This window comes from Idiomarina sp. UBA4206 (genome assembly GCF_002383015.1).
Classification (GTDB): domain Bacteria; phylum Pseudomonadota; class Gammaproteobacteria; order Enterobacterales; family Alteromonadaceae; genus Idiomarina; species Idiomarina abyssalis.
In genome coordinates, this window is the sequence record NZ_DFTS01000067.1 from 40,984 (window position 1) to 54,699 (window position 13,716).

9 protein-coding genes are annotated in these 13,716 nt (G+C 44.7%); all 9 read left to right on the forward strand.

The annotated features are described in order from the left end of the window. Positions 1-362 (forward strand): GAF domain-containing protein (locus tag B3180_RS13555; RefSeq protein WP_286845051.1); only part of this gene is annotated, 362 nt, incomplete at its 5' end. A gap of 1 nt (position 363) precedes the next feature. Continuing rightward, positions 364-654 carry a hypothetical protein gene (locus B3180_RS13560; RefSeq protein ID WP_054487779.1) on the forward strand — a complete coding sequence of 97 codons (291 nt, stop codon included), beginning with the start codon at positions 364-366 and terminating at the stop codon, positions 652-654. Then, on the forward strand, positions 647-1,273 hold the full coding sequence (proQ, locus tag B3180_RS13565; protein WP_054487776.1) for an RNA chaperone ProQ: 627 nt from the start codon (positions 647-649) through the stop codon (positions 1,271-1,273). Before B3180_RS13560 ends, proQ begins: the two co-directional genes overlap by 8 nt. Positions 1,274-1,282: 9 nt before the next feature. Beyond that, positions 1,283-3,340, forward strand: coding sequence for a carboxy terminal-processing peptidase (prc, locus tag B3180_RS13570; RefSeq protein ID WP_278358693.1), 2,058 nt, complete (start codon positions 1,283-1,285; stop codon positions 3,338-3,340). Between the two features lie 111 nt (positions 3,341-3,451). Beyond that, positions 3,452-4,837 (forward strand): sodium-dependent transporter, encoded by a 1,386-nt coding sequence (locus tag B3180_RS13575; protein WP_199494819.1) that lies wholly within the window; start codon positions 3,452-3,454, stop codon positions 4,835-4,837. A 12-nt stretch (positions 4,838-4,849) separates the two neighbouring features. Further along, entirely contained in the window at positions 4,850-6,304 is a 1,455-nt protein-coding gene (nhaC, locus tag B3180_RS13580; RefSeq protein WP_222235358.1) for a Na+/H+ antiporter NhaC, read from the forward strand. Positions 6,305-6,322: 18 nt separating this feature from the next. Beyond that, positions 6,323-8,914 carry an aminopeptidase N gene (gene pepN / locus B3180_RS13585; protein WP_278358692.1) on the forward strand — a complete coding sequence of 864 codons (2,592 nt, stop codon included), beginning with the start codon at positions 6,323-6,325 and terminating at the stop codon, positions 8,912-8,914. A gap of 23 nt (positions 8,915-8,937) precedes the next feature. Beyond that, the gene (locus B3180_RS13590; RefSeq protein ID WP_054487765.1) at positions 8,938-9,165 is read left to right on the forward strand and encodes a DUF2835 domain-containing protein; all 228 of its coding nucleotides are present in this window, start codon (positions 8,938-8,940) and stop codon (positions 9,163-9,165) included. Positions 9,166-9,361: 196 nt separating this feature from the next. Further along, positions 9,362-13,716: NAD-glutamate dehydrogenase (locus B3180_RS13595; RefSeq protein ID WP_286845052.1), on the forward strand; the 4,355-nt coding region annotated here is incomplete at its 3' end.

Genomic DNA, 13,716 nt, shown 5'->3' on the forward strand with positions numbered 1-13,716 from the left:
CTGATGACGTTAACTGGTTAGGTTTTTATTTAACCCGCTCAGACGATGAATTAGTGCTGGGTCCTTTCCAGGGGCGAGTTGCCTGTGTCCGAATACCTTTTGGCAAAGGCGTTTGCGGAGTAGCGGCACAGTCACAAGAGTGCCAGAGAGTCGAAGATGTTCATCAGTTTGCCGGACATATTGCGTGCGACTCAGCATCAAACAGTGAAGTGGTGGCTCCTATCGTTGTAAACGGCAAAACGGTTGCGGTACTGGATATCGATAGCCCATCAATTGGCCGTTTTAGCGAAGAAGATGAAAAAGGTATTAAAGCGATTGCTGAATATTGCCAGTCATTAGATTGGTCAGGGTTGCAGCGCTGATATGTTTGTTGAATTCGATATTCATAGCTATTTGGTGACGAAGCAGGACGTTGTTTTCTTCGAAGAGCAGGAAGAAGAAGCCGCTGACCGAATCAATGAAATGCTTCATCACATTAATGCATTACGAGAGGATGACGATACAACAGAGCAGCTTGAAGAAATGGTTCGTCGTACGCTGTACGACTGGATCGAAGAGCCTGCCTTATTAGATTTGTCATTTGATGAAATGGACGACTATGTTCGAAACTTAATGAAAGTTGTCCGCGAACAGGAAGAAGAATGGAATGAGTGAACCTGAAAAGCTGACGAAGAGCAAAGATGTTATTGCCTACTTAACTGAGCAATTTCCTGAGTGTTTTAGTATTAAAGGCGATGCTAAGCCATTAAAAATTGGTATTTTTGAAGACTTAGCGAAACGTCTGGAAAATGATGACAAAGTGAGTAAAACGCGCTTGAGAACAGCGTTACGTCATTATACGAACAGTTGGCGTTACCTTCACAGTATTAAAGCTGGTAGTCAGCGCGTGGATCTTGATGGTAAGTCAGTTGAAGCGGTTACTGAAGAGCATCAGCAACACGCTCAGGAGACATTAAAAGAGTCAAAGGCGAAAGTTGCCGAAAAGAATAAGGCTTCTGCTAAGGCTAATGCAAAGAAGGCGCCGGCTAAGAAGAAAGCGGAAGGTGCAGGTAAACCTAAGTCTAAGCCCACCAAAAAAGCTAACAAACCTGAAGTTAAATTGGCCGATGTGGAACTCAATAACCTTTCCGTTGGTCAACAGGTACAGGTAAAAGCAGGGAATACCCCAATGTCAGCAACAATTTTGGAACTGGACAAAGATGATGTTCAGGTTCAGTTGCAAAACGGGTTAACCATGAAAGTTAAAGCAGACAAGATTTTTCTGCGCGCGTAGGAGTAGTCGATGAAACACTGGGCTGTAAAAAAATGTGCATTGGCACTGATGTGTGTTGTTCCTGCCGCGGTTGCAATACCGCCAGAGCACAAAGTCAGTGAGTTACCAGAATTAGAGCAAGAAGCTCAACACGATACAGCCAGTGAGCGTATTACCTCTTATTTTACCCGCTATCATTTCAGTAGTCTGACGCTTGATAATGAACTGTCTGAAAAGATTCATGAACGCTATTTCGAGCTGCTTGATTACAGCAAGATGTTTTTGCTTAAAGAAGATGTAGAAGCGGCAGATGAATATCGCCATTTATTCGATGACATGCTGAAGCGTGGTGAGTTGGATGTCGCTTTCGATATCTATCAGAAAAGTCTGGAACGCCGTTTCCAGCGTTATGAGTATGCCTTGTCTTTGCTTGATGAAGAGGAGCCTATGGACTTCTCAGCAAAAGATGACAAGTACTACTACGACCGGGAAGACGCAGAATGGGCATCGTCTCTGGAAGAGCTCAATGAACTTTGGCAAAGCCGGGTTAAATACGACGCTCTTAACTTGAAGCTTGCCGGTAAAGAATGGCCGGAAATTGTTGAAACCTTAGGCAAGCGTTATAACAGCGCATTAAACCGATTGACCAAATCTAAAAGTGAAGACGTTTTTCAAACCTTGATGAATGCATTTGCTCGCTCGGTTGAGGCGCATACCAGTTATTTATCTCCTTCTAATTCAGAACGTTTTCAGCAGAATATGAACCTTGAACTTGAAGGTATCGGTGCCGTTTTGCAGTCAGAATATGATTACACCGTAATCCGTAGCCTGGTTCCGGGTGGTCCGGCGGATAAAACTGGAGAGCTCTCACCTGAAGATAAGATTATCGCTGTTGGCCAGGGTAAAGGTGAAGATGAAGAAGACTTCGTTGATATTATTGGCATGCGGTTGGATGACGTTGTTGAACTCATTAAAGGGCCAAAAGGAACCACGGTTCGCTTACAGGTCTTAAAGGCTAGCCAGGGCGCTGGCGGTACGCCAAGCGAAGTTGAGATTGTCCGTGACAAAGTTAAGCTGGAAGATCGCGCAGCCAAAGCTGAAGTAAAAGAATTTGAAGAAGGCCCTTATAAAGGCCGGCGCCTGGGAGTTATTGAAATCCCGGGGTTCTACAATAATTTAACTGCTGATGTTAAAAAGCTAATAGAAGACTTAGAAAGCAAAGATGTCGAAGGCCTTATCGTAGATTTACGTGGTAACGGCGGCGGAGCGTTAACCGAGGCTATTAGCTTAAGTGGTTTATTCATTGATAAGGGGCCCGTTGTACAGGTGAGTGATGGGCGTGGCCGAATTGACGTCAGTGAAGATAAAGACGGAAAGACATATTATGAAGGACCATTGTTCGTTATGGTCGACCGTTACAGTGCATCAGCCTCTGAAATTTTTGCTGCAGCTATGCAAGATTATGAACGGGCACTTATTATTGGTGAAAACACCTTTGGGAAGGGCACTGTACAGCAGCATCGTGGTCTGGCTCGTCGCTTTGACTTTTACGATAATCCGTTAGGAAGCGTACAGTATACAATTGCAAAGTTTTATCGTATTGACGGTGGAAGCACCCAACTGAAAGGTGTTCAGCCTGACGTTGTTTTCCCTTCTTTTGTTGAAGCTTCTGAGTGGGGTGAAAGTAAAGAAGACAACGCTTTGCCCTGGGATAAAATTGATAAAGCCACATATAGCACAGTTGGCAACATCAATAGCGCAGAGGTACAAGAGTTGCAACAACAGCTGAATCAGCGAATAGAGGATGATCCTGAATTTTCTTATGTGTTTGAGGAAATCGAACGATTCAGAAAGGAACGTGATAAAACTTGGGTTAGCCTGGTTTTAGCTGAGCGTGAAGAGAAACAGGAAAAGCAGAAAGCAATACAGCTAGAACGCGTTAATGAACGTTTAAAGCGTGCGGGTAAAAAGCCTGTTAAAGATATCGAAGAAGCGCCGGAAGACTTTGTTGAGGTGGATCCTTACCTTGACCAGGCTGCTCTGGTTGCATTCGATTTTATTGATGATAAGCAACTTGCTTCGAATTAAGAGTGTAATTTTTAAAGTACCGCCTTTACGGCGGTATTTTTTTGTGAACTTGTCATAGACCCTGTTTTTGTGGTCATATAGCGCGTTAATAAACACAAACGATTAATAATAATGACAACAAATAATCAAGCTATCTCGAGCCGGTGGTCAAGCCGGCTAAGTTTTATATTGGCTTCTTCTGCCGCTGCTGTTGGCTTAGGTAATATTTGGAAGTTTCCTTATGTAATGGGCGAAAACGGGGGCGGTGCTTTTGTCCTTGTTTATCTGCTTTGTATTTTGGCTATTGGCATACCCATTATGATGGCTGAGGTCATTATAGGACGGCGTGGGCGCCACTCTCCAGGGTATGCCGCAAAATCAGTTGCGTTAGAATCCGGTAAGCACTCTGCCTGGCAATCGGCCGGATGGCTGGGCATGCTTACCGGCTACTTAGTTTTAAGCTTCTATGCCGTGATCGCAGGCTGGGCATTAGCTTACGTATTCAAAGCAGGACAGGGTGCATTTACCCAGGCTTCAGCTGAAGAGATAGGAAAAACCTTTGAAGGGTTATTAGCATCTCCTGGTGAGCTAATGCTTTGGCACAGCCTGGTGATCATAGCCACAGTTTTGGTTGTTGGTAATGGTGTAAAAAATGGCCTTGAAAGGTCGGTTAGATTATTACTGCCCTGCATGATTGTTCTGTTGGTTGTAATTGCTATTTACTCCGGCAGTATTGGCGATTTCTCTGCAGCAATAGGCTTTATGTTTGAGCCGGATTTTAGCAAGCTCAGTGTTAATGGTGTCATGATAGCACTCGGTCATTCATTCTTTACTTTAGGTCTGGCCTCTGGCGTTGTCATTATGTATGGCGCCTACCTTCCACGTGAAACTTCAATTGTGCAAACCAGCCTCTGGATTGCTGTCATAGACACTTTTGTAGCATTGCTTGCCGGCCTGGCCATATTTCCGCTGGTTTTTGGTTATGGTTTAACCCCAAGTGAAGGCCCGGGGCTTATTTTCACAACCCTGCCTTTAGCCTTTAGTGAGATGCCGGCGGGTGGTTTTGTCGGAACGGTGTTCTTTATCATGCTGGTTATTGCAGCATTTACATCGGCCATAGCAATGATTGAGTCGTCGGTGGCTTTTGTTGCTGAAAAATTTTCTTTAAGTCGCTGGCCGGCAACAATCGTATCGGCGGGAGTATTATGGCTCCTTGGGCAGTTAACGATTCATTCCTTTGCCGGGTCTGAATGGGCGCAGTTAAGCGGTGAATGGTTTGGTAAGCCAATTAATTCACTCTTTGATATCATAGATGTTTTAACATCGAGCTTGTTACTACCACTAGGCGGTTTACTGTTGGCGGTATTAGCAGGTTGGGTGATGCGTTCTGAGTTCACAAAAGACGAACTGGATACCAAAAAAGGCATTTTCGATGTCTGGTTACTTTGTGTTAAATACATTTCTCCAGTCGCCATCATTATTATTTTTTTACAGCTGATTGGCTTTATAAAACTTTAGGTTGAATAATTAATGAGTCATAAAACAAAAGCACCCAGTTTATTACAAGCGTTGATCCCTTTATTTGCGCTAATTGCCATGTTGTCTTCGTCGGTTTATTTGTTTGGCGAAGACTCTTCTTATGGACCGAACCAGATAGCATTGTTAGTTGCTGCAGGCATTGCCGTTATTATCGGTTTCCGAAATGGTTTTAGCTGGCAGCAAATTGAAGAGGGTATTACCGAGGGTATTTCCGTTGCTCTGGGTGCGATGCTTATCATTCTTGCGGTTGGCTCATTGATTGGCACCTGGCTCTTATCGGGTACCGTCCCTACACTCATTTATTTTGGCCTTGAGCTATTAAATCCAAGTTTATTCTATGCAGCTAGCTGTGTTATCTGTGGCGTTGTTGCCTTGTCTATCGGTAGTTCCTGGACTACCGCCGCGACTATTGGTGTGGCTTTAATGGGCGTAGCATCCGGAATGGGGTTAGAGCCTGGTATCGCGGCGGGCGCTATTGTTTCAGGTGCTTATTTTGGCGATAAAATGTCACCATTATCTGATACCACAAACCTGGCCCCTGCCGTTTCGGGTACTGAGCTGTTCGCGCACATCCGTTACATGGGCTACACCGCAGGGCCTGCGTTTGTTATTTCCGTTGTGCTGTTTTTAATTCTTGGCCTTAATGCCGATACCAACGTGAGTTTACAGCGGCTTGAGCTAATGCAAGAGCAGTTGCAGGGCACCTTTAATATCGGTTGGCCGATGCTAGTGCCATTAGCTGTATTGCTTTATTTGGCTGCGACCCGAAAGCCAGCCTTACCTACGGTATTTTTTGGCGCATTACTGGGCGGTGTCTGGGCGCTTATTTTTCAGCCTGAAATGATCAGTTTTATTGCCGGAGAAGAAGGTTGGGTACCTGCTATTAAAGTTGTTTGGTTAGCATTATCAGACGGTGTAGAGGTTAGCACCGGTAGTGCCAATTTAGATTCCCTGCTAAGTGGCGGTGGAATGGTGTCAATGCTGAATACGGTTTGGCTTATCTTAAGTGCTATGACATTCGGCGCTATCATGGAAAAGGTCGGCCTGTTAGAACGCTTTATCCGCGGCATGCTGAAGTCGGCTAAAAGTGTTGGCTCGCTAATTACAGGCACCATTTTTACTTGCTTTGGGGCAAACGTGTTAACGGCTGATCAGTATATGGCCATTGTATTGCCTGGGCGTATGTTTAAAGAAGAGTATGAACGCCGCAATCTTGATCCTCGAGTTCTGTCCCGAACACTGGAAGACAGCGGTACGATCACCTCGGCTCTTATCCCATGGAACACCTGTGGTGCTTATATGTTCTCAGTACTTGCGGTGAGCCCGTTTGAATATGGTATTTATGCGTTCTTTAACTATCTGACACCGCTTATTGCCATTGTATTTGCTTACACGGGTTGGACGATATTGTATCTAAACCCTAAAGAAGAGACAGCTAAAGCTTAATCAATACAGAAGGAAGCTATGACACAATTACCAAAGGCTAAATATCGTAAAGATTATCAAGAACCTGAATTCACAATAACGGATGTCGATTTAACGTTTGATCTTCATCCGACTGAAACTCGGGTAAAGAGCGTCTTAAAAGTTGTACGACAAGGCGAACATGAAAAGCCTTTGGTACTTGATGGAGAACAGTTAACTCTGCTGAGTATCAAAGTTGATGGGGAAGAGGTTGCGGAAGACTTATACCAGCATGATGAGCATAGTCTGACCCTCAAAACGCCTCACAACTCTTTTACTTTGGAAATTGAGAACCGTGTTAACCCGACGGCTAATGAAGCTCTTGAAGGGTTGTATTTTGCCGAAAATACGTTCTGCACACAATGTGAAGCGGAAGGTTTTCGGAGAATAACCTTCTACCTTGACCGCCCGGATGTTTTAGCTAAATTCACCACGACTGTTATTGCCGATAAGAGTGACTTTCCGTACTTGCTATCAAATGGTAACCGGATCAAACATCTTGAGCTTGAAAACGGTAAGCATTTGGCTACCTGGCAAGACCCTTTTCCTAAGCCTTGTTACTTATTCGCTCTGGTTGCGGGCGACTTTGATATTTTACGTGATGAGTTTACCACCCGGGAAGGGCGAACCGTTGATTTAGAACTCTTTGTCGATAAGGGCAATCTTGATCGCGCTGATCATGCCATGTTGTCGCTTAAGAACGCGATGAAGTGGGATGAAGAGCGCTTTGACCTGGTTTACGATCTTGATATCTACATGGTCGTAGCTGTGGACTTCTTCAACATGGGTGCGATGGAAAACAAAGGCCTGAATGTTTTTAACGCAAAGTATGTATTAGCGAACCCAAAAACCGCAACCGATCAGGACTTTCTCAATGTTGAGTCGGTTATAGGGCACGAGTATTTTCACAACTGGACCGGCAACCGAGTCACTTGTCGTGACTGGTTTCAACTGAGCTTAAAAGAAGGCTTAACGGTATTTCGTGATCAAGAGTTCAGTTCAGATTTAGGCTCTCGCGCAGTTAACCGAATTCAGGATGTTCGGGTTATTCGCAGCCATCAATTTGCTGAAGATTCAGGTCCTATGGCGCACCCAATTAGACCGGATAAAGTGGTTCAAATGAACAACTTCTACACGGTAACGGTCTATAATAAGGGCGCTGAAGTTATTCGTATGATCCACACTCTGCTTGGCGAAGCAGGTTTCCAGAAGGGCATGAAGCTTTATTTTGAGCGTCATGACGGCAACGCAGTTACCTGTGAAGACTTTGTCAAAGCCATGGAAGATGCTAACGGTAAAGATTTCACCACTTTCCGTAACTGGTACTCGCAGGCTGGCACACCGGTTGTGACCGTTGAGGAAGTTTACGACGAAAACAAAAAACGTCTTACGTTAGTATTAAAACAGTCAACAGCTTCAACTCCCGGCCAGGAGGAAAAGGCCCCGTTCCATATTCCTGTTAAGTGGTCCGCCTATAGCGAACAGGGTCAACGTTTGTCATTAAGCGATGATGACGTCTTGCACTTGAAAGATGCCGAAGCAACTTTTGCTTTTGACAATGTTGCAGAGAAACCGATTTTGTCCTTATTTGACAACTTTTCGGCTCCGGTAAAAGTAAAACGGTCGTTAACCGATGGCGAGCTCAGAGTATTACTTGCTCATAGCGAAGACGATTTCAGCCGCTGGGATGCTGCCCAGTCGCTGTTTACGCGTATTGTGGAAAAGGGCATTGCTACTCATAGCAGCGCCGAACTGTCCGAACAAACCATTCAGGCGTGCCGGAACTTGCTTCAGGCAAATACGGATCCGGCTTTAAAAGCACTGGCCTTAACTCTGCCAACGGCATCAACTATCGCTGATGGTTATCAGACTATTCCGGTTGAAGCCATTAATGCTCAGTTGAAGTCGTTAAAATTGCAGTTGGCTGAAGCCTTAGAGGATGACTTCAAAGAGCTTCTGGATGTTTGTGTCTCTGAAAAAGCTTACCAGTTAAATGGCGAGGATATTGCTAAGCGTCAATTGAAGCAGGTTTGCTTAAGCTACTTAGCTGAACTTGGTGACAAAACTTCTAATCGCTTAAAGCAACAATTTAACCAGGCTGATAATTTGACCGACCAGCTTGGCGCTTTACAGGCGGCGATCTGGGCGAATAACGTCGTTGCGGAACCTTTGTTAAATCAGTTTGAAGAACAGTGGCGTGGTGAAAAACTGGTTATGGATAAATGGTTCAGCACCCAGGCACTTGCTAACAATGAAAAAACGGTTGAACGAGTTAAAAGTTTAATGACGCATCCCGACTTTTCACTGAAAAATCCTAACCGTATATATTCTTTATTAGCAGCATTTACGCAAAACCCGCCGCAATTTCATAGAGATGATGGAGCAGGGTACGAGTTAATTGGCTCAGTCATTCAGCAATTAAATACCAGCAACCCTCAGGTTGCTTCGCGTTTGCTTTCCGCTTTTGTTAGCTGGCGACGTTATGACAGTAGCCGGCAGCAACTTATGCGTAAAGAGCTTGAGACATTACGAGAACTGCCAAACCTGGCGAGTGATTTGTTTGAAAAGATAGAAAGTTGTCTAAGTGAATAATTATCTAAAGGTATAACGCGACGGTGATCATTGAATATGTTTTTAACCTGGGAATGAGCTATCAAGAGTTCTGCGATGTTTATTACAGTAAAGGTTATCAACAAGTCGTTGTTACAACGGTTAACGGCACGCGGGTTGCACTTCCCGCGGGTCGTTTAATTCCTTTTATTGACACCCAGGGAATACACGGACGCTTCCTTTTACAGGTTGACGAGCAACAAAAGTTTGTAGGTTTAAAGCGACTGACCTAGAGTCCATTCAGTTAAACTAAATACTTATATTAGTTTCCCCGTCATATCTGGTCTAAACACCTGTTTTTAGCGCGAATAAGCGTTGAAACCCCAGCGTAAATGTTCGACAATAACATCAATCATATATTCTCTGGCCGTGGGCCGCATTTGGGCTTGCCTACGACGTTTCACCAACAACCTCAAGGACTCTGTAATTATGTCGTTGGTCGATAGTCAATCTCCGGTTTTACTGGAAAAAGTCGTTGAATTGATAAATAAGAAAGTTCCTTCCTCTCAGGCGCACTTAGTAGCAGATTTTGCCAAGCGCCTATATCGTAATATTGCCAGTGATGACTTAACTAACCGCCACGACAGCGATATGTATGGTGCGGTTTTAGGCCTGTGGCACAGTTTTAATGAATATAAGTCCGGTGATAAAGCGCTGATTAAAGTTTACAACCCTGAAGTTCCAACCGATGGCTGGGAGTCACCGCATACCATTATTGAAATCATTCAGAGTGACATGCCTTTTATGGTCGACTCTGTGCGGATGGCGTTGGCTAGACTAGGGATCACCTCTCATTTGCTGTTGCATATGCCTTTAAGCCATAAACGCGACAATAAGGGCCAGGTTACAGAGCTGCAAAAGCCGGGCACCCGTAGCAATGACAACTATGTAGATACGGTATTTTTGATTGAAATAGACCGTCAGACAAGCCAGAAAGAAATTAAGACTTTAAAAAGTGAACTGGTTTCTGTCATGGAAGAGATCAGTCTTGCGGTGCAAGATTGGCAGTCGATGCGCAGCCGTCTGCAGGTTGTTTCGGAACAATTGAGTAATGATTATTACCCAGGCTCAAAAAAAGAGAAAAAAGAAATTCAGCGTTTTTTACAGTGGCTGGCAAACGATAATTTCACGTTAACAGGTTATCGCTCGTATGAATTAACCCCGGTAAAAGGGGACTACGAACTTAAACAAGTAAAAGATTCCAGCCTGGGTCTGATGAAAAATTCCGTCAGCGACAAAGGCCGTATGGTTTCAAGTTTACCGGAAGATGCCCGCGAAATTACCCAAAATGATCGTTTGTTGTTGTTAACAAAAACGAACTCTAAATCGCGGGTGCATCGCCCGGCATATTCTGACTATATCGGTGTTAAGCGATTTAATGAGAAAGGCGAAGTGGTAGGTGAGGATCGTTTCATCGGTCTTTATTCAGCAAACTTCTACAATAACAGCGCACGTGATATTCCGCTTGTCAGCGAAAAAATCTCTCGTGTGTTAGAGATGTCAGGCTTTGCTCCACAGTCCCACGCCGCAAAAGCTTTATTGAACATTTTAGAAACGTATCCGCGAGATGAAATCGTTCAGGCTGAAGAAGATGACTTGCTGACTGTTGGCCTGGGCGTCTTACAAATGCAAGAGCGTGACATGACCCGCGCTTTTCTGCGTCGTGATATCTTCGGCCGCTTTATGTCCTGCATGGTTTACGTACCAAAAGAGCGTTATAACACGCTGTTGCGCCAGAGAACTCAAAGCGTTTTAGCCCTTACATTAAAAACTGAATATGACGTGGACTTTACCACTTACTTCTCCGAGTCTTCATTAGCGAGAACACATTACACTGTGCGTTTGAGCCAAGATCATCAGGATGTGAACGTGAAAGAATTAGAACAGAATTTAATTGAAGCGGCCCGCACATGGGAAGATAATTTCGAACGTATTTTGCAGTCGACATTTGGGGAAGCCAATGCAACGCGTTTAAACAAACGTTACGCCACAGCGTTCCCACGAGCTTATAAAGAAGACGTACTTCCCTCAGTTGCTATATCAGACATTAAGCAGCTTGAGTCGCTAAATGACGAACATAAGTTGGGTATGGTTTTATACCGTGCGCAGGAAGAAAAAGACGACAGCAAACATTTACACCTGAAGTTATTCCATAAAGATGAACCGATTCATCTGTCAGATGTGTTGCCGATGTTGGAAAACTTTGGTTTGCGCGTCATTGGTGAGAGCCCGTACCAGATAAAAACAGCCGACGGCGATGTGTACTGGGTACTGGACTTTCATATGTTGCATACCGCAGGTTCACTGAACCTGGAAGAAAGTCGTGAAACTTTCCAGGAAGCGTTTGCACTCGTCTGGAATGGTAAATTAGAAGATGATGGGTTCAACCGTCTGGTGCTAGGTGCAGGCATGAATGGTCGCCAGGCAACTATTTTGCGCATGTTTGCCAAATATATGCGTCAAATTGGAACGACATTCAGTCAGAGTTACATAGAGAGCACATTCAGTAAGTATCCGCTGTTGGCCAAGCTGGTTGTGAAAATGTTCTACAGCAAGTTTGAGCCGGGAACAAAGGGCGCAGAGAAAAAAATCGAAGCGCTTCATACTCGTATCAATACTGAACTGGATAACGTAGCAAACCTTGATGACGATCGTATTATTCGTCGCTATGTTGAGCTCATTGATGCCGCGTTACGCACTAACTTCTTCCAACAGGATGAACAAGGTAACGATAAACCCTATATTTCGGTTAAGTTCTTACCTGAACTTGTTCCGGAAATGCCATTGCCGTTGCCTAAGTTTGAAATCTTTGTTTACTCTCCGAGAGTGGAAGGTGTGCACCTTCGTGGTGGAAAAGTAGCGCGTGGTGGTTTGCGTTGGTCTGACCGTCGGGAAGACTTCCGTACTGAGGTGCTTGGGTTGGTCAAAGCGCAGCAGGTTAAAAACACAGTTATCGTTCCTGTTGGTGCTAAAGGTGGCTTTATTTGCAAAGCGTTACCAGAAGACCGTGAAGGTATGATGACCGAAGGCAAAGAGTGCTATAAAACCTTTATCCGTGCTTTGCTGGATATCACAGATAACATTGTTGAAGGTGAGATTGTTCCACCTAAAGATGTGGTTCGTCACGACGAAGATGACTCTTATTTAGTGGTTGCTGCTGATAAAGGTACCGCTACTTTCTCTGACATTGCTAACGGCATTTCTGCTGAGTACAACTTTTGGCTCGGTGATGCTTTCGCATCAGGCGGTTCCGTTGGCTATGACCACAAGAAAATGGGTATCACCGCTCGCGGCGCCTGGGAGTCTGTAAAACGTCACTTCCGGGAAATGGGTATCGATTGTCAAACAACCGACTTTACCTGTGTCGCTGTAGGCGATATGGGAGGGGATGTTTTCGGTAACGGTATGCTGCTGTCCAAACACACTCGCTTGCAGGCGGCATTTAACCATTTACACATTTTCATTGACCCTGAACCGAATGCGGCGAAGTCATGGGAAGAACGAGATCGCTTGTTTAAAATGCCTCGTTCAAGCTGGGACGACTACAATCGCGACTTAATTTCAAAAGGTGGTGGCATATTCTCAAGAAGCGCGAAAGCTATTGAGCTAACGCCTGAAATTAAGAAAATGCTGGGCACCCAGAAGAAGTCCATGACGCCTAACGAGTTAATAAAAGCCTGCTTAACAATGGAAGTCGATCTTATCTGGAACGGCGGCATTGGTACCTATGTTAAAGGTAAGGCCGAAACGGACAGTGATGTTGGCGACCGCGCTAACGACGCATTACGCGTAAATGGCCGGGATCTAAACGCTAAAATTATTGGAGAAGGCGGTAATTTAGGCTTTACTCAGTTAGGACGTATTGAATTTGCCCAGAAGGGCGGTCGAGTCAATACGGACTTCGTCGACAACGTTGGTGGTGTCGACTGTTCGGATAACGAAGTTAATATCAAAATATTGCTAAACGGTTTGGTCAATAATGGCGACCTTACTAAGAAGCAACGCGATAAGCTGCTTTATGATATGACCGATGACGTTGCAAAGATTGTGCTTGATGACTGTAACAGACAAACACAATCTATCTCTGTAACGGCATTGCGCGGTACCGATCAGGTTAAAGAATACCAGCGCTTCATTCATCATCTCGAGCGGGAACATGCATTAAACCGTCAGCTTGAGTTTTTACCCGATGATGACGAACTGGTCGAGCGTCAGGCTGCTAACCAAGGCCTGACACGCCCAGAATTAGCCACTATAACGGCTTATGGGAAGATGGTTCTGAAAGAGCAACTGATTACGGATGAAATTACTGAAGATCCGTATCACATGCGCGAGTTATTTGATTCTTTCCCGGAAGCATTGCGTGAAAGCTTTGCGGATAGCATGACATCACATCCGCTAAAAGGTCAGATTATTGCTACTAAGTTGGCTAATAATATCGTTAACGATATGGGACCGAACTTCGTATTCCGTAAGCAAGAAGCTACCGGCGCATCGTATGCGGAAATTGCATCAGCTTATGTGGTTGCGCGTGAATGTTTTAAAGTTGAAGAACTTTGGGAACAAATTGAAGCTTTGAATAACAAAGTTCCGGCTGAAGTTCAGAATGATGTTCTATTCCAGCTTCGTCGTATGGTGCGTCGGGCAACGCGTTGGTTCTTGCGCCATCGTAACCCGGCATTGAGTGGCGTGCAGGAACACCTGGACTTCTACATGGGCGCCTTCGATGACTTGCGCAAAAATAGCCTTAAGTACATGGTTGAAGATGAAGCGAAAGTCATTGA

Bases quoted from the DNA above. Each gene is read 5' to 3' on its own strand.
- prc (WP_278358693.1), top strand. From the start codon at position 1,283: ATGAAACACTGGGCTGTAAAAAAATGTGCATTGGCACTGATGTGTGTT.
- B3180_RS13575 (WP_199494819.1), top strand. From the start codon at position 3,452: ATGACAACAAATAATCAAGCTATCTCGAGCCGGTGGTCAAGCCGGCTA.
- nhaC (WP_222235358.1), top strand. From the start codon at position 4,850: ATGAGTCATAAAACAAAAGCACCCAGTTTATTACAAGCGTTGATCCCT.
- proQ (WP_054487776.1), top strand. From the start codon at position 647: ATGAGTGAACCTGAAAAGCTGACGAAGAGCAAAGATGTTATTGCCTAC.
- B3180_RS13560 (WP_054487779.1), top strand. From the start codon at position 364: ATGTTTGTTGAATTCGATATTCATAGCTATTTGGTGACGAAGCAGGAC.
- pepN (WP_278358692.1), top strand. From the start codon at position 6,323: ATGACACAATTACCAAAGGCTAAATATCGTAAAGATTATCAAGAACCT.